Here is a 19,915-nt window from a genome sequence, read left to right as displayed (position 1 = left end):
TCAGCGGGCGGAAACGGTCGTCGTCACCCGCACGCCCAGCTGGTTGGCCACCGGCCGCTCGCGACCGGGCACGCCGGTGTGGATCGGCGAGTTCAGCACGCGCGGGCGGCCGAAACCGTCGTCCACGGCCAGGGTGGTCGAGCCGCCGCCGTCCAGGTTGATGGCGTCGGCCGCGCCCAGGTCGCGGAAGAAGGCGGTCAGCTCGGGCAGAGTCGCGCCTTCGCTGAGCACGGTCTGGCGACCGTCGACCACCACCAGCCAGCCCGTGCGGCCGTCGGCCGAGACGCCCAGGGCGGTGCGCGGATGGCGGTCGGCGGCGTATTTCGGGCCGGCGTGCTTGAACGATCGCTCGGCGCCGTCGACCAGCAGCACCGGACCGGCCGCCACCGCGTCGACCACGTCCCAGCGGCAGGTGTGGCCCGAGCGGATCTCGACGAAGGACGGGTGGATGCAGAGGATGGCGTTGACCCGCGGATCGACCTCCGGCGCCTCGGGTGGAGCGACGACGGCGCCGCCGACGATCACCTTGCCGACCGGATCCACGTGCTGGCCCGCATGGGGCACGAAGTCGTCGCCGCCCGGCGCGCCGGGCTTGAAGGGCACGAAGTAGCTGGCGTTGACGGCCAGCAGGGCGCCCGAGGCGGTCACGAATTCCGAGGTCGTGCGGGCATGATACTGCCCCGCGCCGTCATTGGGCGGCGAGACGAACAGCTGAACCTTGGGATTGGCCAGATCGAGCTGGACCACGTGGAAGACTTGCCGCAGCGGGTTCTCGCGGGTCTCGCTCCAGTAGGTCACGCCCTCGGACAGCGTGCTCGAGGCGCTGCGGCTGAACGCCGTCCGCGGCGAGGCGGGGATGTCGATGCTGGCGCAGGCGGAAAGCAGCAGCAGGGCGCCCAGCAGGGCGGGGCGCAGGAGGGATCGGAACACGGGCAAGCTTATGAACTGTGGGTCGGCCTCGTCACGCCGTAGGCGGACGATTGCTTGGGCAGATAGGCGCGGGGCTCGAACTTGGGAAGGCTTCTCGCCGCCGATATCGACAAAAACCTTTGGTTTTCAAGGTGATGTTCGCCTGGTGGGCGAACGGTCAGGCCTCGCCGACGATCCTGCGCACGAGGTCGAGGTCGGCCGGCTTATCGACGTCCACCGCCGCCAGGCCGTCCTGGGCGCGGACCGCCGCGGCCTTGACGCCAGCCAGGGCGCCCAGGCGGGCGATGGCTTCGTCGAGGGTCAGCAGGCCCAGCAGGTAGCGGACCAGCAGGCCCGGGCCGAGCATGGCGGCGATCTTCCAGGGCTGCTTGCGGTTCTGCTCGACCCGGCGCCACAGGGCGATGGCGGGCAGGGCGGCCTCGCTGCGGAACAGGAAGAGGTTGCAGCCCGAGAAGCGGCCGTCGCGGAACTTCAGATAGGTGCGCTGGGTGTCCGGCGCGGCGGCGCGGACGCGGTCCTCCGGGGCCAGCATCAGGGCGACGTCGGCGTCTTGCGGGGCATCGGTCAGGAACTGGGCGATCCACTCGGGCTTGAGCAGGGCGTGGTCAACCGTGGTGATCAGCAGCGGGAAGCCCAGCGCCTGCGCACCTTCGCGCACGCTCTGGCTGGGACCCTCGGTCGAAGCGGCGATGGCGGCGACGCCGACCGGCAGGGCCGAGACGATGGCCGCGTCGGAGGTCGAGACGCCGATCGCGTCCGCGCCCGCCGCCTGCACCGCGCCCAGCACGCGATCGAGCAGGGTGCGGCCCTCCAGCGTGATCAGCCCCTTGTGCGAGACCCCGGCATAGGCCGCGGCGCTGTCGACCTCGCCCGGCCGCGAGCCGGCCAGGACGAGGGCCTTGAAGGGCTGGATCACAGCGCCTTCTCGTAGACGCGATAGGTCTTGTAGATCTGCGACCCGATGACCTCGGCGATGCGGCGCATGGGCATGTTCTCTTCCAGCACCCACGAAATCTCGAAGCGCTCGTAGCCCAGCGCCAGGGCCGAGGTGCGGCCGGCGTGCATCATCTGGAACGGCAGCATGCGGCCGCGGATGCCCTCGGCGAACTTGCGTTTCACGCCCATCAGCGGGATGCGGGCCGACTTCACGCGCTTGACCTTCAGCCGCCACAGCAGCTTGGCCCAGCCGAACGGCAGCAGCTTGCCGCCGAGGTCGCGGATGGCCTCGTTGACGTTGGGCAGGAACACCAGGATCCCGGCGGCCTCGCCGTCGATCTCGGCGAACCAGGTCAGGCGCTTGTCGATCACGGCCTTGAGGGCCTTGGCCAGCTGGGCGGTCTCGGCCTCGGTGGTGGGGGTGAAGCCCCAATTGTCCTTCCAGGCGTCGTTGAGGATGTCGGTCAGGGTGGCGACCTCCTCGTCGTAGCGGCTCATGTCGAGCTGGCGCAGCACGACGCCGTCGGCCGGCGGACGCTCGGCGCGGCGGCGCACGGCCGGCGGCAGGTCGACATGCATCGGGGCGTAGTAGGCGTAGACGTCCTTGGCCTTGGCGTAGCCCTGCTGCTCGACGCGGGCCCCGGCATAGGCCGGGTCATGGCCCATCATCACCATTGGCGGGGTGTCGAAGCCGTCGACCAGCAGGCCGACCTCCTCGTTGATCGACAGGTTGAACGGACCCATCACATGGGTGCGGCCGCGCTCGAGCAGCCAGGCCTCGGCGGCGGCGAACAGGGCGGAGAAGACCTCGGCATCATCCTCGGCGGCGATCAGGCCGAAGTGGCCGTCGAGGCGTCCGGGCGTCTTCTGCGGCGTCAGCTCGTCGATCTGGGCGCTGATCCGGCCGACGTCGCGGCCGCCGCGCACGGCCAGGAACAGCTGCACCTGCGCGTGGGCGAAGAACGGGTTGGTCTTGGGCGACAGGGCCTCGGTCCGCTCCAGGAACAGCGGCGTGATCCAGTTGGGATCCTTGGCGTTGAGGCGCGCGGGAAGGGCGATGAAGCGCTTGAGTTCTTCAGGCGTGCGCACGGGCAGGACCGAGATCGCCTCGGCCGCGGAATCGAAAGGCATCATCCCTCCAGGGATACGAAGGTGCGCACCGCGAGGGCGGCGAAGACGGCGGGGGCGGACCAGGCGGCCAGGATCGGCGACAGCGATCCGGACTCGCCCAGCGCCGACAGCAGGCCGTCGGCGACCAGATAGACCAGGCCCGCGGCCAGCCCCGTGGTCAGCAGGACGGCGCCTTGGCCGCTGCGGAAATTGGCCCAGGCGACGGGGGCGCTGAGCAGCAGCATGACCAGGGCCGCCAGCGGTCCGGAGAAGGCGGTCTGCAGGCGGGTGGCGTAGAAGCTCTGCGGGCGGTCGGAGCCGCCGTTCTCCAGCGCCCGGCGGGCCGAGGCGGCCGAGGGGGCGGGGGCGTCGGCGAACAGGGCCTGGACATCGGCGGGCCGCAGCGCCGTGGGCCAGGTGGCCGAGGCGGCGATCATCGGCTCGACCCGGTCGCCCATGAAGCGGGTGGTGACGGGCTTTTCCAGGCGCCAGGCGCCGTTCCGGTAGCTGGCGACGGGGGCGGCGACGCGTTCGGTCAGGGCGCCGGTCTTGTCGCGGCGATAGATCGTCAGGTCCCGCAGTTCCGCGCCGTCGGACACGGACTCCTTGGCGGTGACCAGGTCCTCGCCTGCGCGGAAGGTGCGCGGGACGGGGGCCTTGCGGTCGGCGACCGGGGTGGTGGCGGCCCACCAGGCGCTCAGCGTCGGGTCGGTGCGCGGCGAGATCACCTGGCCGCACAGGGCGTCGAGCGACAGCACGGCGATCGCCACCGGCACGGCCATCAGCACGATGCGGTAGCCGGAAACGCCGCTGGCGCGCATGGCGACGACGGCGTTCTCGCGGGCCAGCTGCGAGAAGGCGAACAGGCCGCCGGCCAGCACGCCCAGCGGCGCGACCTGCTCGAACAGGCGCGGGGCGCGCAGGGCGGCGTAGTAGAACACCCCGCCCACGCCCAGACCGCGGTCGAGGATGTCGGTGGTGACTTCCAGCAGGTCGAGGATCTGCAGGATGGCCATCAGCACCAGGATGGCGCCGAGCACCCGCGTGGCCACGGTGCGCAGGACGTAGAGCTGCAGCCTCATGCGGCGCGCTCCTTGGGCTGGAGAAGTTTGATCATGCGGCGGAACCAGGCGCCCATGGCCAGGACGAGGCGCGAGATCGGGGTGTCGCCGGGCCGCGTGCGGCTGCCGACAAACAGCCAGACCGCCAGGCCCGTGAACACCAGGAACGGCGCGCCGACGGCGGGGATGGGGGCCAGGCGACCGGACTCGGCCAGGCTCTGGCCCAAGAGCAGGCTGTGCTGGAAGGCCAGCAGCAGAACCCCGGCCAGCAGCAGGCCCGGCGCGCGATTTCCGCGCTTGGCGGCCAGGCCTAGCGGGAAGGCCAGCAGCGGCAGGAACGGCAGGAAGGCGGCGCGGGCCAGGCGGCCGTAGAACTCGGCCCACAGGGTGGCCTTGGGCACGACCGGATTGGGGGAATTGGCCTGGCGGGCCAGTTCGCCCAGGGTCAACTCGCGCTCGTCGCCGCCCCGGGCGCGCAGGAGCCCGGCGGCGGCCTTCAGCGGGGCCTGGGTGGTCAGGTCGTCGAAGGCCAGGCTGCGATAGGCGCCGCGCGCGTCGTTGCCGATCCGGCGGCCCGACTTCAGGCGCATGGTCACGGTCTTGCCGTCGGGAGCGACCTGCAGGGTGGCGCTGGCGGCGGTGATCAGCTCTTCGCGGCCGGCGGCGTCGGGACGGCGGATGAAGACGCGGGTCAGGGTCTGGCCGGAGAGGTCGGCGCTGTCGGCGGTCATCATCGAGCCGTCGTCGTCGATGAAGGCGCCGCCCGACAGGCGGCCGTTCCAGCCGGCGTTGACGGCCGCGTGCATCACGGCGCGATAGGCGTAGCGGCTGTAGGGCTGGACATAGCCGAACACCCCGATGCTGAAGACGCTGAGCGCCAGGCCGATGCAGACGAAGGGCGCTGCGACCCGCTCCAGCGACTGGCCGCCGGCCAGCAGGGCGTCGATCTCCGAGCCGTCGGAGAGCTTGCTGATGACGATGAACAGGGCGACGAAGAACGCCACCGGCAGGGCCAGGCCCAGATAGTGCGGCACCAGGTTTAGGGCCAGCTGGGTGACGTAGTCGAAGCGGGCGCTGCTCTGCGACAAGAGGTCGAGCAGGCGCAGCACGCGCTCGAGCAGCAGGGCGATGACGGTCAGGCCCAAGCACCCGGCGAGCGGCCAGCCCAGCAGGCGCAGCAGGTAGCGGTCGATCAGGCCGAAGGCTGTCAGGCGACGGGGATCGGGCTTCTTCTTGGTCTTGCTCACGCGGCGGCCCAAGCCTCGGCGAAGTCGGCGGCCAGGCGGGCGACGGCGTCGTCATCCAAGGCGACGGCAGAGCCCAGGGCCGGGGCGGCCGGCCAGCCGGCGTCGGGGAAGCTGGCCCCCTCGTGCTCGCGCGCGCCGTCGTAGCGGGGCAGCACGTGGAAATGGACGTCGCGGTCGACCATCATCAGCATCAGGTAATTGATCTTTTCGTACGCAACCTTGGCCTTCAAAACGCGTTCGATCCCGGCGACGGCGACCCCCATGTCGGCGAAGGCTTCGGGGCTTAACTCCGAAAACGCCTGCACGGGTTCCTTGCATACGAGGACGAGAGACCCGAAAGTCGGCTGCTTGGGACGGACCAGGACCAGCCAGCGATCGGTCTCCGCGACTTTCGAGCGGGGATAGCCGAACGCGAGGGCTGTGGGATTGGGCATGCGGCAACCGATACTGCAGGCGAGTCCGGACGCGGATCGCGACGCGGCGACAATAGGGACACGGCGTTTTACATGGAAGCACGAACCGTTCTTCCGGTTCTGGCGGCGCTAGGGACGCTGCTGGGCGGGCTGGGACTGGCGACGCCGGCGGCGGCGCGGCAGGACTGCGTGGGTCGCGACACCGGCGTGCGGCTGACGGTCGAGGTGGGGCGGCTGAAGTCGGCCTCAGGCGAAGTGACGGTGACGGTCTATCCGTCCGATCCCAGCCGGTTCCTGGCCCCGCGCGGCAAGCTGCTGCGCCTGCGGGTGCCGGCCAGCGCCCCGACCACCGAGGCCTGCTTCAACCTGCCCAAGGCCGACATCTACGCGGTGGCCGTCTATCACGACGCCAACAACAACCGGGATTTCGACCGCAACGCCGTGGGCCTGCCCACCGAAGGCTACGGCTTCTCCAACGACGCCCCGTCGCGCTTCGGGGTGCCGTCGTTCGATTCGGCGCGGTTCGCGGTGAAGTCGGGGGACAACACGATCCGGGTGCGGATGCGGTACGGGAAGTAGCTTCTCTTCGCGGGCCTATTTTTAGAAGTCATCGCCCGCTTCATGCGGGCGACCCAAGCTGAGTCAGCCATTTCCGAAATGCCGCTTGGGTCGCCCGGACAAGCCGGGCGATGACTTCTGTTTTGGGATTGGTCGAGCGCAGATCGGCTGGATCAGACTACCGAATACCGCCCAAGCTCGCGGATCCCGCCCGTCTCCGGATCCAGCCCCCGCGCCACCACGCGCAGCGAAAACCCGCCGTCGCGCTCCTCGATCTCCAGCGCATGCCACCGCGCCGGTGAGTGGCCGCCGCTCCAGGCCGAGGCGGACGGCACGCCCAGCACCGGGATCGCCTTACCGTCCGGGCCGGGAATCGTCGCCGTCAGCGACTCGTGGGCGTGGCCGTGCAGGACGAGGTCGGCGCCGCGGCGGGCGAAGACGGCGCGCAGATCGGCCTGGTCCTCCAGCGCCTTGCGCGACGACACCGCCCCGGCGTTGGGCGGATGATGCAGCAAAACGACCTTGAAGCGGTCGGCATAGGCCGGGTCGGCCAGCAGGGCGTCGAGCTTTGCGAGCTGCTCGGGGCCCAGGCGGCCGGTGGCCAGGTGCGGGGCGGTGGGCACGGCCGAGCACAGGTTGAACAGGGCCACCGGGCCGCGCAGCCGCACCTGCGGGAAGGCGGCCCCCTCGTCGTCGCCCAGCCAGGCGGTCCAGGGCGCGAAGCGGGCGGCGCCGCTCTCGCCGACCAGGGCGTCGTGGTTGCCGGGGCTGACGGTGATGGTCTCGGCCGGACCCAGGCCTTGCAGCCAGCGGGTGGCGGCGGCGACCTCGGCGTCCGAGGCGAAGTTGGTCAAGTCGCCCGTAATCGCCACATGATCGGGGGCGTGGGCCTGCAAGTCGGCGACCAGGGCCGCCAGCACCTCGGGCCGATGGACCTTGCGCTTGCGGCGCCAGGCGATGCGGCTGAGCAGGCGCTTGGAGGCGACGTCGCGCAGGCCGAACGCGCCCGGCGGCGGCGGCAGGTGAGGGTCCGAAAGGTGTGCGAGGCGGAATATCGACAAGAGCGACCGGAGCGAATGTGGCGGATTTCAGCGAAGCTGCTTATCAATCGCCTCGGCTTTCAAGGGGTTTAAGTTCCGGTGACGGGTGAAATCAATCCGGCGGGTTCGCGCGCTGTGACCGTGGGCGAGAACCAGGCGCGCATCTGGGGCATGACCTCGGGCGAGCGGCTGTCGCGCCTCTATCGCCGGATCGGGCTCTCGGAAGGGGCAGGAGCGGGCGACATCGTCGCCGTCCACGCCGGCTGGGTATTCGACGAGTCGCTGATCAAGGCCCTGGCCGGCCGGCCTTGGGCGGTGCTGGTCGACGACGCGGGCGCGGCCACGGCGGTCAATGCGCCCGCCGAGGTCGCCGAAGCGGCCGTCGCGGCCCTGGCGGCCGGCCAGGATCCCTCGACCATCGATCCGCGCTTCGTGCGCCTGACCGCGCTGGAGGTCGGCTCGGCCTATAACAGCGCCCTGCGCAAGCGCGAGCCGCCGGTGCTGGAGCGCCTGACCAAGGACACCGTCCGCGCGGTCGAAAAGCGCCTGTTCCAGGGCTCCTACAAGGGCGTCACCGATCTGGTCACCAAGTACGTCTGGCCGACCCCAGCGCGGATCGTCACGCGCTGGTGCGCCCTGGCGAAGATGACGCCCAACCAGGTGACCTTCATCGGCTTCCTGCTGACCATCGCCGCCTTCGTGCTGTTCTGGCGCGGCCAGTTCGGCTGGGGCCTGGTCTGCGCCTGGATCATGACCTTCCTCGACACGGTCGACGGCAAGCTGGCCCGCGTGACCCTGACCTCGTCCAAATGGGGCAATGTCTTCGACCACGGCATCGACCTGGTTCACCCACCGTTCTGGTGGTGGGCCTGGTATGTCGGCGTGTTCGCGGTCGGCCTGCCGATGCCCTATGCGCCGTGGCTGCTGGCCATCGTGGTCGGCGGCTATGTGGCCCAGCGGGTGGAGGAGGGGATCTTCCTGTCGCTGTTCAAGCTGGAGATGCACGCCTGGCGGCCGTTCGACAGCTTCTTCCGGCTGATCACCGCCCGCCGCAATCCGAACCTCATCCTGCTGACCGGCAGCGTGCTGGTCGGCCGTCCGGACGTCGGCTTCGTGCTGGTGGCCGCTTGGACGGCGGTCTGCTTCGTCGTCCACGCCGTCCAGATCCTGCAGGGCTTCGCCGCGCCGAAGGGCTCGATCCAGAGCTGGCTGTCGCGGTGATGCGCGTCGGCGTCGTCCGCAACCCGCGCAGCCACGCCAACCAGGGGCGGGTGCATGCGCCGACCCCCGAAGGCGTGCGCGTGGTCGAGCCGGCGACGCGCGAGGCGCTGTCCGAGGAACTGGCCCGTTTCGCCGAGGAGCGCATCGACCTGCTGGTCATCGACGGCGGCGACGGCACGGTGCGCGACGTGCTGGGCCTGACCCCGGCGACCTTCGGCGACGACATGCCGATGCTGGCGGTGCTGCCGTCGGGCAAGACCAACGTCCTGGCCATCGATCTCGGCGCGCCGCGCGACTGGCGGCTGGAAGAGGCCCTGGCCGCCGCCGCGAGCCCCGAGCCCCGGATCAAGATCCGCGCCCCGCTGGAGGTGCGCTTCGCCGACGGCCGGCCGCCGCTGCGGGGCTTCTTCTTCGGCTTGGGGGCCTTGGTGCGGGCCACGGCCCTGTCCAAGCGCGTCAACCGCTTGGGCGTGTTCCAGAGCCTGTCGGTGGCGGTGACCCTGGCGGGCGCCGCGATCGGCGCCCTGTTCGGCGGGGCGCGCGACCAGTGGCGGCAGGGCGTGGCGGTCAAGGTGGCCATCGACGGCGAGGCTCAGCCGGTTGGTGAGCGGTTCGTGCTGCTGGCCACGGCGCTGAAGCGCCTGCCGTTCGGCCTCAAGCCCTTCGGTCCACCGCGCGAGGGGCTGAAGGTGCTGGACGTCGACGCCCCGCCCAAGCGTCTGTTGCGCATGCTGCCGACCGTGCTCAGCGGCGAGGTGAAGCCGACCCTGGAGGCGCGCGGCTATCGCCGCCGCGATCCGGCGGCGTTGTACGCCTCGGGCCAGTTCGACTTCGTGCTCGACGGCGAGGTGTTCGAGGGCGGCAAGGTCGCCGTGGCCCTGGGCGCGCCGCTGCGCTTCGTGGTCGGATGAGCGCGGTCCGGCCGCTGGTCGAGGCCGAGCTCGACCAGGCGATCCCCGCGCCGATCCGCGCCTTCGCCGAACACCTGACGACGGTGTTCCCGAGCGCCCAGGCGGTGCTGTTCTACGGCTCGATCCTGCGCACCGGCGACCTGTCGGGCGTGCTGGACTTCTACGTGCTCACCCAGCGGCCGCCGCCCGGCTTGCGAGGCGTCGCCACCCGCATCTTGTGGCCCGACGTCAGCTATCACCAGCTGGAGCATGAGGACGTGACCCTGCGAGCCAAGGTCGCCTCCATGACCCTGTCGCGCTTTTCCCAGGCGGTGAAGGGGCGGGGGATCGACACCACCCTGTGGACCCGGTTCGTCCAGCCCTCGGGCTTGGTCTGGGCGGCGGACGCCACCGCGCGCGAGACGGTGATCGAGGCCGTGCGCCGCGCCGCCCGCACCGCCGCCCGCTTCGCTACCGCCCTGGGGCCCGAGGAAGGCCCGCCAGAGGCCTATTGGACGGCGCTGTTCCAGGAGACCTACGCCGCCGAGTTCCGGGTCGAGAAGGCCGGGCGCGAGGCCTCGATCCTGGCCTTCGATCCCTGCCACTACCAGCGCCTGCTGCCGGCCTGCTGGGCCGACGACGGCCGGCTGGACGGCGAGGGGCGGCCGGTCCCGGAGATGTCGGCCATCGAGCGCAAGCGCCTGAAGAGCGCCTGGCGCCTGCGCCGCAACCTCGGCAAGCCGCTGAACGTCGCCCGCCTGGTCAAGGCCGCCTTCACCTTCCAGGGCGCGGCCCGCTACGCCGCCTGGAAGATCGAGCGCCATACCGGCTTCAAGGTCGAGCTGACCCCTTGGCGCGAGCGCCACCCGGTGCTGGCCGCGCCAGGCGTGCTGCTGCGGCTGTGGAAGTGGCGGCGGGCCCGCTAGGGCGTCTTGGGATCGTCGGCGGCTTCCGAAATCGGCGGGATGGGGAGCTCGTCGCAGTTCACGGTCGCCTGGCCCGTGAAGCGGGACAACAGTTCGAACCGCACCCGCACCTCCTGCTTCTGATCCAGTGACAGGCTCCGGGCGAGCACGAGCGCCGCGAAGCCGAAGCCATACTCGCCATCCTCATGCACTATGGTGCAGGCAGGCGGGCCGTCGGGCCTGGGCTCGCACGACAGAATGGCGGATCCGTTCTTGTTCATGCGTTTCGCCCGGTCGGCATAGGCGTTCGAGGCCTCCTTGCCGGTGACGGTCAGCGACTGCCGCGCGGTCGTCACGAGGATCTGGACCCGAGTGGGTTCATTGCACCAGCCATGGATACGGATCACCGGGGGCGGCGGCGAGGCGCAGCCAGCAAGGCCTGCCGCGGCCAGCGACAGGACGAGAGGAACGACGATGCGCAAGTTGGCCTCGGGGTGATTCACCCTGCAAGGTTGTAGGAAAGCAGCTTCACGCGCGTGGCGTCCAGTCTTGGCCGCACCCTGCCATCGGACTATTCTAGCCCCATGCTGCACGATCTTCCCGTCGGCCGGGCCTTGCGCAGGTTCCGGCGCCTCAACGCCGTCAAGCAGGGGCATCTGGCCGAACTGCTGGCGGTGTCGCAGGCGACCGTGTCGCGTTGGGAAAGCGGGGCGCAGGAGCCGGACGAGGTCCATCGCGAGCGTATCGTCGCCCTGATCGCGGCCCAGGCCGACCATCGCGGCGATGCGGCGCTGAAGCGGCTGGTCGAGACCTCGTCGATGCCGGTGCACCTGGTCTGCGACGCCACCCACCAGTTGCTGGCGGTCTCGCCGCCTCGCGCCGCCACCTGGAGGGTCGAGGCGGGTGAGATGCTGGGAACCTCGCTGTGGCGCTTCGCCAGCCCCGGCGTCGTCGCCGCCCAGGCGGCGCTGGCCTACGGCGGCTGGTTCGAGCGGCCTTACCAGCAGCTACGGTTCGAGACGGGGTCGAACGGCCACGACGACATCCCGATCCTGCCTGGCCTGCTGCAATGGGAGACCGTGCCGCTGTCGGACGGCCGCACGGGCCGGCTGGCGACGACGGTGGGGTAGCGGAAGGCGCAAGCCTCTCCCAATCTCCCGTCATTCCCGCCCTTGTGGCGGGAACCCCTGGTTCCGTTTGAACGGGAAGCACAAGCGGACTGCCTCGCAGTCCGCCTCACCTGCACCTGCGGCTGATAGAGGGGTTCCCGCCACAAGGGCGGGAATGACGGGAGGAATAGGGGGGCAGATCTGGTGAGGCCCTCCACGCATAAGTTTTGCGTTCCCTCGCGCGACGGGTCGCCCTAGACCGCGCGGATGATCCGTACATGGCTGAACATCGTCGCGCTCTGGCTCATCGGGGTGCTGGCCGCCGCGCAGCTGCCCAAGATCGCCGTGCTGGCGCCGGTGCTGCGCGAGACCTTCCATCTGTCATTGGCGCAGGCGGGCCTGCTGGTGTCGCTGCTGGAGATCGGCGGGGCGGTGTTCGGCATCGCCGCCGGCCTGGCGCTGGGACGGTTCGGCGGGCGGCGGTTCCTGGTCTCGGGCCTGGCCGTGCTGCTGGTGACCAGCGTCGTCGAGGCCTTGGCGCCGACCGTCGGCGTGCTGTTCGCCGCCCGGGCGATAGAGGGCGTCGGCTACGTGCTGGTGGTGATCGCCGCCCCGACCATGATCGTGGCCATCGCGCCCGATCGCATCCGCGGCCAGGCGCTGGTGCTGTGGAGCACCTTCGTGCCGGTCGGCGTCGCCGTCGGCAGCGGCGTCACGGGCCTGGCCGTGGCCGCGACCAGCCCGAAAGGGGCGATGCTGCTGTGGGCGGTGCTGTGCGCCCTGGGCCTGTTCGCCGCGTCGAGGCAGGCGCGGGGAACGCGCAGCGAGGCCCGGATGACCTGGCCGGCGCCGGCCGCCGTGGTGCTGACCTTCGGTTTCGGGCTGTTCACCGTCTTCGTCTGCGCCCTGACCATGCTGCTGCCGAGCTTCCTAACCGAGCAGGCGGGGGCCAGCCTTTCCGGCGCCAGCCTGGCCACGGGCCTCGTCTCGCTGACGGCCCTGCCGGCCTCGGCCATCGCCATGCGCATCCTGCACGCGGCCGGCGCCGATCCGCGGCGGGCGGTGGTCGCCACCGTGGTTCCGGCGCTGCTGGCTGGAGCGCTGGTTTCGGTGTTCGTCTTCCACCCGGCCGTGGTCGCAAGCGGAGCGGCCGCCGTGTCGGTCGTCGCGGGCCTGGCCTCGCTGCTGGGCGGGATCGCCTCGCCGATGGTGTTCGCTCGCCTGCCGAGCCTGGCCGGGGCCACGGGCTCGGACGATCCCCGGATCGCCGCCGCCAACGGCCTGCTGACCCAGTTCGGAGCCGGCGGGGCGCTGATCGGCCCGCCGCTGGGCGGGCTGGTGGTCGGGCGCTGGGGCTGGCAGGGCCTGGGCGTCTGCGTCGCCGTGCTGGCGGTGGCGATGCTAGCCGCGATCCTGGCGGCCGAGCGGATGGGACGGGCGGGGGCGGAGAGCCCCGAGGCCGACATGGCGCCTTCGCGACCCTAGATTTCTAAACTCCCGTCATTCCCGCCCTTGTGGCGGGAAACCCTCTGTCAGCCGCAAGGGCGGATGGGGCGGACTGCTGAGCAGTCCGCTTGCGTCTCACCTGCGAGCGGAAACAGGGGTTCCCGCCACAAGGGCGGGAATGACGGGAGGAAAGGGAGGGGGAAACGAAAAAGCCCCGGCCTTTCGACCGGGGCTTTCGTCTTTTTCAGTTCGCGCCGCGTCTTAGGCGGTAGCGCGCTTCTGGCCGTCGATGACGCCCAGCGCCGCGCCGACTTCGGCGAACACCTTGAGCACATGATCGATCTGCTCGTGGGTGTGGGCGGCGCTGATACTGGCGCGCAGCAGCGGGCGGCTGTCGGGCGTGGCCGGCGGCAGGGCGAGGTTCAGATAGACACCCGATTGCAGCAGGCCGTTCCACATGGCGATGGCGCGCTCGACGTCGGGCATGGTGGCCGCGACGATCGGGCTGGCGGCCGGGCCGGTGACGAAGCCCAGGGCGTTGAGGCCGTCATAGAGGCGGCAGGCGTTGCTGTTGAGCTGCTCGCGCAGGTGCGGCTTGGCGATCATCTGCTCCAGCGCCGTCAGGGTCGAGGCGACCACGGCCGGCGGCAGGGAGGCGGTGAACATGTACGGGCGGCAGATCACCCGCATGACCTCGAAGTCGTCGAGGCTGGAGACGCAGAAGCCGCCGATTGCGCCCAGGCTCTTGGAGAAGGTGCCGACGATGAAGTCGACGTCGTCTTCCACGCCCGCGGCCTCGGCCAGGCCCCGGCCGGTGGCGCCGAGCACGCCCATCGAGTGGGCCTCGTCGACCAGCAGGTAGCCGCCCATCTCGCGCTTGATGGCGGCGATTTCCTTGAGCGGCGCGGTGTCGCCGATCATCGAATAGATGCCTTCGACGACGATCAGGCGCTCGCCGGGGACGTCCTTGAGGCGACGCAGGCGCTTGGCCAGATCCTCGGGATCGTTGTGGCGGAAGCGGATGACTTCCGCATGGCCGAGACGCGAGCCGTCATAGATCGAGGCGTGGCTGTCGGCGTCGAGGATCAGGTGGTCGCCGCGGCCGACCAGGGTCGACAGCACGCCCAGATTGGCCTGGTAGCCGGTGGTGAACACCATGGCGTGCTTGTGGCCATAGAACTTGGCCAGCGCTGTCTCGAGCGCCACGTGGGCCTCGAAGCTGCCGTTGGCGATGCGCGAGCCGGTGGTGCCGGTGCCGCGCTCCTGGACGGCCTTGACCGAGGCGGCGATCGCCTTCTCGTCGAAGGTCAGGCCCAGATAGTTGTTGGTGCCCAGCAGGATCGTCGGGCGACCCTCGACCACGCCTTCGGTCGGCGAGACGACGGCGTCGAAACGGACGGTGAACGGGTCGGCGCCCGCCTGCTGGATAGCCTTATACGCGTCGCGATAGGCCAGATGCTTGTCGAACAGACCCATCGGTCAAGCCTTGGTTCGGAGATCGTTGATCAGTTTGGAGAGGTCGCCGGTGGTCTCCACCGAGGCGAGGCGATCGAGCGGGATGGAGATGTCGAAGGTGTCCTCGAGCTCCATCACGATGTTCATCAGGGCCAGCGAATCTACGGCGAGATCGCGGCCGATGTGGGTGTCGTGGGTCACCTCGACGGTCCGGCCGAGCACCTTGCTCGCGGCCAGTCCGATCTCACGCAAACTCAGATCCGTCACTGTATCCATGCCAAACGCCAGTCGCCCCCGACACAAGCACTGTCACCGTACCGTAACAGCGTCCATGTCAGATATCTGCCACAATTGAACTAGTCGCTGTATTTTTTCGGCAACCAGCCGTGAAGGCGATACCAGTCAACCGTATCGCCGAAGCCGGCGGCAACATCGTGTGGACTCGGCGAAGGCGCAAGGGACGGATCGGCCGAAAAGGCCCAATCGGGGTGCGACAGTTCGCGCGCCTTGCCCGAACCGAACACCGTGGGTTGCTTGGAGAGCCGGCTTGCTACGTCCGCGACGTGCCCCGCCAGGCGGATGACCGCCTCCGGGACGCGCAGCAGGCGGGGCGGCGGCGCGCCGACCGCGGTTGCGGCGGCGGCCATGAACTCCGACCACGCATAGCCGTCGGGGCGGCCGTCGCAGATCGCGGCCAGGCCCGTGCGGCCGCTCTTCACCAGGTCGAGGATCTGGGCGGCGGCGTCGTGCACGTGGATCATGGCCACGCGCGAGGCGGGCGACAGCACCGGCAGCAGGCGGCTGTTCTGGGCGGCGGCGAACAGGCCCAGGGTCTCGCGGTCGCCGGGGCCGTAGATGGCTGGCGGGCGGACAACCAGGGCGCCGGGCGCGGCGGCCAGCACCGCCTCTTCGCCAGCCCGCTTGCTGGCGGCGTAGTCCGACAGCTGCGGCTCGCGCGCGGCGAGGCTGGAGATCAGCGCGAAACGGGCGCCGGCCCGGGCGGCGGCCGTCGCCACGGCGACTGCCCCGTCGACATTGACCTTGTCGAAGCCGGCGCGCGAGGCGGCCTTGATCAGGCCCGCCGCGTGGATAACGGCGCTGGCGCCGTCGCAGAGGTGTTCGAGGGCCGCAGCGTTGGCCAGGTCGCCGAACACCACCTGCGGCTCGATCCCGCGCCAGAACGGCGAGACTGGATCGCGGCGCGACAGGATGCGGGGCGTGTAGCCGGCCTCGGCCAGGGCGCGGACCAGATGCTGGCCGAGAAAGCCGGTGGCGCCGGTGACGGCGATGATCCCCCGGCCGCTCACGGCCTCAGGCGCGCTCGTAGGCGCCGGCCAGATAGGCGGCCTTGGCCTTGGAGCGGCTCAGCTTGCCCGACGAGGTCTGGGGCAGGGCGTGGGCCCCGACCAGCTTGACCTGGGTCTCGACGCCATGACGGGCGCGCAGCACGCCTGCGACGGTCTCGACCAGGGCCGCGCGGCTGTCGGCGTCGCCGCCGCGGGCCTGGACCAGGATGGTGACGATCTCTTCCTCGCCGGCGTCGCCGGGCACCGAGAAGGCGGCCACGTCGCCGCTGCGCAGGCCGGGGACCTCGCGCTCGGCGGTCCATTCCAGGTCCTGCGGCCAGATGTTGCGGCCGTTGAGGATGATCAGGTCCTTGGCCCGGCCGGTGATGACGATCTCGCCCTCGACCAGGAAGCCGAGGTCGCCGGTGTCGAGCCAGCCGTCGGCGGCCAGCACGCGGGCGGTCTCTTCGGGCTGCTCGAAATAGCCGCCCATCAGGCTGGGGCCGCGCGCGAAGATGCGGCCGACCCGGCGCTCGGCCAGCACCGCGCCGTCGGCGTCGCGCACTTCCAGTTCGTGGTGGGGCAGGGCCGGGCCGCAGCGGGCGAAGGCGCGGGCTCGCGGGGCGTCGGCGCCGACGCTGACGGCCAAGTCGTCGCGCTCCAGCCGCTCGATGTCGAGGATCTCCAGCTTCAGGCCCTCGCCCAGCGGGGCCATCGACAGGGCCAGGGTCGCCTCGGCCATGCCGTAGCTGGCGACATAGGCCTTATCGGAGAAGCCCACGGACGCGAAGCGCTCGGCGAAGGCCTCGACCGGGGCGGTGCGGATCATGTCGCCGCCGAGGCCGGCGCTGCGCCAAGCCGACAGGTCCAGGTGCTCGATCGAGGCGGCCTCGGCGCGGCGGGCGCACAGCTCGTAGCCGAAGGTGGGGCTATAGGCGATCGTGCCGCCGTTGCGGCTGATCAGGTCGAGCCACAGCAGCGGCCGGCGCACGAAGGCGCCGGTGGGCAGCAGGTCGACGGTCATCTGGCTGGTCAGCGGGCTCAGCAGGAAGCCGATCAGGCCCATGTCGTGATAGAGCGGCAGCCACGAGACGGCGCGGTCCTGCGGTTTGACCTGCAGGCCGTCGCGGGTGATGGCCACGGCGTTGGCCATCAGGGCCTTGTGGGTCACCAGCACCCCGGTCGGGAAGCGCGTGCTGCCCGACGAGAACTGCAGGTAGCAGGGGTGCTCGGGCGTGATCTCGGGCAGGGCCGCATTGGCGTCTTCCGGCAGCTCGGCCAGCGGGCCGGCGAAGTCGAGATCGGCGGCGGCGTCGATTTCCTTCAGCCACTCGGCCATGCCGGCCGGGCCGATCAGGATGCGGGCGTGGGCCGAGGCGCACATGCGGCCGATCTGCTCGACATAGGCCGCGCGGCCGCCCAGCGGGGCGGGCAGGGGCAGGGGGGCGGGCACGAGACCGGCATATTGGCAGGCGAAGAAGGCGCGCACGAAGTCGCCGTCGGTCTCGGCGATCAGGGCGACGCTGTCGCCGACCTTGGCGCCGGTCGCCAGCAGGCGGCGCGCGAGCACCAGGGCTTGCTCGCGCAGGCGCGCGTAGGTCAGGGCCTCGACCAGTTCGCCGCGCAGCGAGAACAGATTGATCCCCGTCTCGCCCGTGGCGGCGAAGTCCAGGGCGGCGGTCAGGGTCGGGAAATCGGCGAACCGGACGGTCCGGCCGGAGGCGGTGGGCGTAATCATTGCGGATCGCCTTTGCGCTCGTTCCGGGGGTCCACGCAAGCCTGTTCGCGCGCGAATAGGTTTTCGCTCTCCCGCTCGGCGGCGGCTTCATGGCGAAGCTTCGACCGCAGGGTGAGCAGCATGCCTACGGCCATGCCGGCCATGGCCAGCACCAGGGCGGCGCCCGCGCCCGTCAGGCCGAAGGTCTTCAGCAGCGGGGCGAGGGCGGCCAGGTAGGCCACGCAGACGATGATCCGCACCCGCAGGGCCGCGCCGGCCGCCCGCATCGAGACCAGCATCGGCTCGATCGGCAGGGCCATGACGCCGATGGCGGCGGCGGCCACCTGCCAGGTCATGATGCCGGCGGCGGGGGCGAATTCGGCGCCCATGATCACCGTCAGCAGCCATTGTCCGGCCAGCAGGCAGACCAGCAGCAGCAGGCCCGCGACCCCGCCGCCGATCACGCCGATCTGGCGGGCCAGGCGCAGCATGGCGGCGTCGTTCTTCTGGGCGCGCAGCTTGGCGAATTCAGGATGCAGGGCCGGCAGCATCAGGCGGGCGGGCTTGGCCATGCCGTCGGCCACCTGCCGGCCGATGCGCCACAGAGCCGCCGGACCGGGGCCGACCAGGGCGCCGACCGCCAGGGTCAGGACGTGGGTGAAGCCGACGTCGATGGTGCTGCTGAAATTGGTCGCCCAGGCGAAGCGCCAGATCCCGGGTTGTCCCGCAGCGAGCGGTCCCTTGAAGCTGAAGCCCGCGAGCAGGCCGCGCCCGTGCAGGCTCCAGACGGCGATGGCGGCGACATAGGCGAACGAGGCCACCGTGCCCGCCGCCCAGGCCAGCAGGAAGCCCTCGACGGGCGCGTGCAGGGCGGCGGCGATGGCGCAACCGGCCAGGCGCACGGTCGAGGAGATCGCCTGCTCGGCCGCCAGCATCTTGAAGCGGTCGAACAGGCGCAGCAGGCCCACGGCCGTGGCCGAGGTCATGGCCGCGATCGACAGGCAGTAGAGGGCGGCCGCCGGCGCCATGTCTTGCGACCAGCCCAGGGTCTTGCTGAACAGCAGGGCCCCGCCGACCCCCAGGGTCACGCCGACCAGGGCGCCGATGGCGTCGAGGATCAGGGCAAAGCGCAGCACCTGCTGGAAGGTCGGCTTGTCGCCGTCGAGCAGGGGCTTGGCGCCATACTGCACGACCGTCTGCCAGGACTGGAACTTGGCGACCTCGCCCAGGGCCTGGGCGAAGGCGTTGATCAGGGTCAGGACGCCGAAGGCCGCCAGGCCCAGGCTGCGGCCGGCGATGGCCATATAGGCCAGGCCGACGATCGCATTGACCCCGCGCCCGCCCAGCAGGGCGCCGGCGTTGGCCAGCACGCGGGCCAGCGGCTTGCCCCTGGGCTGATCCCCCTTGGCTTGCTCCTGAGGACCGCTCATCGGTCGAGGGCGGCCAGGCGGTCGACGATGGCACGGGCCGCGCGCTGCGACGACGGCGTGTCGGTGAGGTCGAAGGTCTCGGCGACGCCGACAGCTTGCGCGTCCAGATAGTCGCCATGGCCGGCGAAGGCCGCGGCGGTCGCGTCGCAGATGTTGTCGGCGCTCTCCAGCACCGGGCCGTAGCGCCAGTGGTGAAAGCTCTCGTCGCCCTTCCAATCGGCGTGGGCCGGATTGAGGAACAGGCACGGCTTGGGCGTGCGCAGGAACTCGTACACCTGGCTGGAGGCGTCGCCGAGATAGAGGTCGGCTGAGCGCGTGTAGGTCATGTCGAAGGCGGCCGGCCCGCCGAGGTCGATATGGATTCGCGGATGGCCCACGAAGCGGGCGACGGCGCGGCGGTCGGCCTCCGAGGCGGTCTCGAACAGGCGCACATGCGGGGCGAAGATCAGGTTGAACCGCTCGTCGGCGGCGAACTGCTCCAGGATCGACAGGCCGAACGCCGCCCACGAGCCCAGGGTCTCGTGGAAGTGCGGGTTGTAGACCACGGTCGGCAGCGGTTTTTCGAAGGCCGGCACGGCGCTGGGCGGCAGGGCGTCCACCAGATCGAACTTCGGATAGCCGACCATGGCGCAGGCTTCCGGCTTGACCCAGCCCTCGTCGACCATCCGGTCGCGCTGCTTGGGGCCGGCGGCCATGACCAGGTCGAAGGTCCGCAGGCGCGGCTCGAACGGCCCGCCGCGGTCGCCGGCGCCGTGCTGGGTGTAGACCAGGGCCGTGCGGCGAACGCCCAGCTTGCGCAGCAGGGCGGTGGTGCGCTCGGGCGTGACCACGGCGTCGTAGCCCGACAGGCGGGCCGCATTGAGCGCCAGCATCAGGGCCTTGGGCGGCGGGGCGTTTTTCGACAGTTTGCGCAGCCAGGCGGGCGGCAGCAGGCGCAGGGTGACGGGTGCGCCGCCCAGCCCGTCGAGCATGCCCTGGATGTAGTCGAGGTGGCCGGCCGAGGTGGCGGCGATCTCGACCTGGATCTCCGGCCAGCCGCGCGCCAGGGCCACGGCCGTCGACAGGCTGTGCCAGACCTGGTGCGGCTGGGCGATGTAGAGAAAGCAGATGCGGGTCGCGCGGGCGCGGTCCAAGAGTCCGAGGCCGGTCATGTCGCGCGGG

The 19,915-nt window shown here is 70.8% G+C and carries 20 protein-coding genes; 6 read left to right on the top strand and 14 right to left on the bottom strand.

The genetic code is table 11. From position 1 onward, the window contains the following. The 6 genes from I4Q42_RS09240 to I4Q42_RS09215 form a co-directional block, all read right to left on the bottom strand. Positions 1 to 930: a phosphodiester glycosidase family protein gene (locus I4Q42_RS09240; protein ID WP_198575780.1), complete on the bottom strand. Its 930-nt coding sequence runs from the start codon at positions 928 to 930 to the stop codon at positions 1 to 3. Between the two features lie 157 nt (positions 931 to 1,087). Then, the gene (locus I4Q42_RS09235; protein WP_408611064.1) at positions 1,088 to 1,843 is read right to left on the bottom strand and encodes a nucleotidyltransferase family protein; all 756 of its coding nucleotides are present in this window, start codon (positions 1,841 to 1,843) and stop codon (positions 1,088 to 1,090) included. Then, on the bottom strand, positions 1,843 to 2,997 hold the full coding sequence (gene bcerS, locus I4Q42_RS09230) for a ceramide synthase (RefSeq protein WP_198575778.1): 1,155 nt from the start codon (positions 2,995 to 2,997) through the stop codon (positions 1,843 to 1,845). Before bcerS ends, I4Q42_RS09235 begins: the two co-directional genes overlap by 1 nt. Beyond that, complete coding sequence (locus I4Q42_RS09225; RefSeq protein WP_198575777.1) at positions 2,997 to 4,058, bottom strand: LptF/LptG family permease; 1,062 nt, start codon at positions 4,056 to 4,058, stop codon at positions 2,997 to 2,999. Before I4Q42_RS09225 ends, bcerS begins: the two co-directional genes overlap by 1 nt. Continuing rightward, positions 4,055 to 5,248: an LptF/LptG family permease gene (locus I4Q42_RS09220; protein WP_198575965.1), complete on the bottom strand. Its 1,194-nt coding sequence runs from the start codon at positions 5,246 to 5,248 to the stop codon at positions 4,055 to 4,057. The genes I4Q42_RS09225 and I4Q42_RS09220 overlap by 4 nt, the downstream gene beginning before the upstream one ends. Before the next feature lie 32 nt (positions 5,249 to 5,280). Beyond that, the gene (locus I4Q42_RS09215; protein ID WP_198575776.1) at positions 5,281 to 5,718 is read right to left on the bottom strand and encodes an HIT family protein; all 438 of its coding nucleotides are present in this window, start codon (positions 5,716 to 5,718) and stop codon (positions 5,281 to 5,283) included. A 72-nt stretch (positions 5,719 to 5,790) separates the two neighbouring features. Here I4Q42_RS09215 and I4Q42_RS09210 point away from each other — a divergent pair, with 72 nt between their 5' ends. Then, positions 5,791 to 6,276, top strand: coding sequence for a DUF2141 domain-containing protein (locus I4Q42_RS09210; RefSeq protein WP_198575775.1), 486 nt, complete (start codon positions 5,791 to 5,793; stop codon positions 6,274 to 6,276). Positions 6,277 to 6,428: 152 nt separating this feature from the next. Here I4Q42_RS09210 and I4Q42_RS09205 read toward each other — a convergent pair whose 3' ends face one another. Further along, complete coding sequence (locus tag I4Q42_RS09205) at positions 6,429 to 7,316, bottom strand: metallophosphoesterase family protein (RefSeq protein WP_198575774.1); 888 nt, start codon at positions 7,314 to 7,316, stop codon at positions 6,429 to 6,431. A 150-nt stretch (positions 7,317 to 7,466) separates the two neighbouring features. Here I4Q42_RS09205 and I4Q42_RS09200 point away from each other — a divergent pair, with 150 nt between their 5' ends. Genes I4Q42_RS09200 through I4Q42_RS09190 form a run of 3 tightly spaced genes read left to right on the top strand, consistent with a single transcriptional unit; the run spans position 7,467 to position 10,332 of the window. Next, the gene (locus I4Q42_RS09200) at positions 7,467 to 8,516 is read left to right on the top strand and encodes a CDP-alcohol phosphatidyltransferase family protein (protein WP_232793009.1); all 1,050 of its coding nucleotides are present in this window, start codon (positions 7,467 to 7,469) and stop codon (positions 8,514 to 8,516) included. Continuing rightward, the gene (locus I4Q42_RS09195) at positions 8,516 to 9,427 is read left to right on the top strand and encodes a diacylglycerol/lipid kinase family protein (RefSeq protein ID WP_198575772.1); all 912 of its coding nucleotides are present in this window, start codon (positions 8,516 to 8,518) and stop codon (positions 9,425 to 9,427) included. The genes I4Q42_RS09200 and I4Q42_RS09195 overlap by 1 nt, the downstream gene beginning before the upstream one ends. Beyond that, positions 9,424 to 10,332 (top strand): hypothetical protein, encoded by a 909-nt coding sequence (locus tag I4Q42_RS09190; protein WP_198575771.1) that lies wholly within the window; start codon positions 9,424 to 9,426, stop codon positions 10,330 to 10,332. The genes I4Q42_RS09195 and I4Q42_RS09190 overlap by 4 nt, the downstream gene beginning before the upstream one ends. Here I4Q42_RS09190 and I4Q42_RS09185 read toward each other — a convergent pair. Then, positions 10,329 to 10,793 (bottom strand): energy transducer TonB, encoded by a 465-nt coding sequence (locus tag I4Q42_RS09185; RefSeq protein WP_198575770.1) that lies wholly within the window; start codon positions 10,791 to 10,793, stop codon positions 10,329 to 10,331. The two genes, I4Q42_RS09190 and I4Q42_RS09185, sit on opposite strands and share 4 nt — an antisense overlap. A gap of 54 nt (positions 10,794 to 10,847) precedes the next feature. On the opposite strand from I4Q42_RS09185, the gene I4Q42_RS09180 reads away from it, so the two are divergent. Together I4Q42_RS09180 and I4Q42_RS09175 are read left to right on the top strand one after the other, a co-directional pair. Further along, positions 10,848 to 11,441, top strand: coding sequence for a helix-turn-helix domain-containing protein (locus I4Q42_RS09180; RefSeq protein WP_332873049.1), 594 nt, complete (start codon positions 10,848 to 10,850; stop codon positions 11,439 to 11,441). Positions 11,442 to 11,687: 246 nt separating this feature from the next. Further along, positions 11,688 to 12,905 (top strand): MFS transporter, encoded by a 1,218-nt coding sequence (locus I4Q42_RS09175; protein WP_198575769.1) that lies wholly within the window; start codon positions 11,688 to 11,690, stop codon positions 12,903 to 12,905. A gap of 222 nt (positions 12,906 to 13,127) precedes the next feature. Here I4Q42_RS09175 and spt read toward each other — a convergent pair whose 3' ends face one another. From spt to I4Q42_RS09145, 6 genes are all read right to left on the bottom strand, one after another. After that, positions 13,128 to 14,342, bottom strand: a complete 1,215-nt coding sequence (gene spt / locus I4Q42_RS09170) for a serine palmitoyltransferase (protein WP_198575768.1) — start codon at positions 14,340 to 14,342, stop codon at positions 13,128 to 13,130. Between the two features lie 3 nt (positions 14,343 to 14,345). After that, positions 14,346 to 14,597, bottom strand: coding sequence for an acyl carrier protein (locus tag I4Q42_RS09165; RefSeq protein WP_198575767.1), 252 nt, complete (start codon positions 14,595 to 14,597; stop codon positions 14,346 to 14,348). A gap of 80 nt (positions 14,598 to 14,677) precedes the next feature. After that, complete coding sequence (locus I4Q42_RS09160; RefSeq protein WP_198575766.1) at positions 14,678 to 15,628, bottom strand: NAD-dependent epimerase/dehydratase family protein; 951 nt, start codon at positions 15,626 to 15,628, stop codon at positions 14,678 to 14,680. Positions 15,629 to 15,632: 4 nt separating this feature from the next. Next, complete coding sequence (locus tag I4Q42_RS09155; protein WP_198575765.1) at positions 15,633 to 17,345, bottom strand: fatty acyl-AMP ligase; 1,713 nt, start codon at positions 17,343 to 17,345, stop codon at positions 15,633 to 15,635. Then, positions 17,342 to 18,754: a lipopolysaccharide biosynthesis protein gene (locus I4Q42_RS09150; protein ID WP_198575764.1), complete on the bottom strand. Its 1,413-nt coding sequence runs from the start codon at positions 18,752 to 18,754 to the stop codon at positions 17,342 to 17,344. The genes I4Q42_RS09155 and I4Q42_RS09150 overlap by 4 nt, the downstream gene beginning before the upstream one ends. After that, on the bottom strand, positions 18,751 to 19,905 hold the full coding sequence (locus I4Q42_RS09145) for a glycerophosphotransferase (protein ID WP_198575763.1): 1,155 nt from the start codon (positions 19,903 to 19,905) through the stop codon (positions 18,751 to 18,753). The genes I4Q42_RS09150 and I4Q42_RS09145 overlap by 4 nt, the downstream gene beginning before the upstream one ends. Between the last annotated feature and the right edge of the window lie 10 nt (positions 19,906 to 19,915).

Source organism: Caulobacter hibisci (assembly GCF_016135805.1).
In the GTDB taxonomy this organism is placed as follows: Bacteria; Pseudomonadota; Alphaproteobacteria; order Caulobacterales; family Caulobacteraceae; genus Caulobacter; species Caulobacter hibisci.
Note: the sequence above shows the minus strand (reverse complement) of the source record. Positions and strands in the feature narration are given on the sequence as shown.

Coding starts and splice junctions, on each gene's coding strand:
- I4Q42_RS09155 (WP_198575765.1), bottom strand. CDS start 17,345: ATGATTACGCCCACCGCCTCCGGCCGGACCGTCCGGTTCGCCGATTTC.
- I4Q42_RS09150 (WP_198575764.1), bottom strand. CDS start 18,754: ATGAGCGGTCCTCAGGAGCAAGCCAAGGGGGATCAGCCCAGGGGCAAG.
- I4Q42_RS09145 (WP_198575763.1), bottom strand. CDS start 19,905: ATGACCGGCCTCGGACTCTTGGACCGCGCCCGCGCGACCCGCATCTGC.
- I4Q42_RS09190 (WP_198575771.1), top strand. CDS start 9,424: ATGAGCGCGGTCCGGCCGCTGGTCGAGGCCGAGCTCGACCAGGCGATC.
- I4Q42_RS09200 (WP_232793009.1), top strand. CDS start 7,467: ATGACCTCGGGCGAGCGGCTGTCGCGCCTCTATCGCCGGATCGGGCTC.
- I4Q42_RS09165 (WP_198575767.1), bottom strand. CDS start 14,597: ATGGATACAGTGACGGATCTGAGTTTGCGTGAGATCGGACTGGCCGCG.
- bcerS (WP_198575778.1), bottom strand. CDS start 2,997: ATGCCTTTCGATTCCGCGGCCGAGGCGATCTCGGTCCTGCCCGTGCGC.
- I4Q42_RS09175 (WP_198575769.1), top strand. CDS start 11,688: ATGATCCGTACATGGCTGAACATCGTCGCGCTCTGGCTCATCGGGGTG.
- I4Q42_RS09210 (WP_198575775.1), top strand. CDS start 5,791: ATGGAAGCACGAACCGTTCTTCCGGTTCTGGCGGCGCTAGGGACGCTG.
- I4Q42_RS09225 (WP_198575777.1), bottom strand. CDS start 4,058: ATGAGGCTGCAGCTCTACGTCCTGCGCACCGTGGCCACGCGGGTGCTC.
- I4Q42_RS09195 (WP_198575772.1), top strand. CDS start 8,516: ATGCGCGTCGGCGTCGTCCGCAACCCGCGCAGCCACGCCAACCAGGGG.
- I4Q42_RS09215 (WP_198575776.1), bottom strand. CDS start 5,718: ATGCCCAATCCCACAGCCCTCGCGTTCGGCTATCCCCGCTCGAAAGTC.
- spt (WP_198575768.1), bottom strand. CDS start 14,342: ATGGGTCTGTTCGACAAGCATCTGGCCTATCGCGACGCGTATAAGGCT.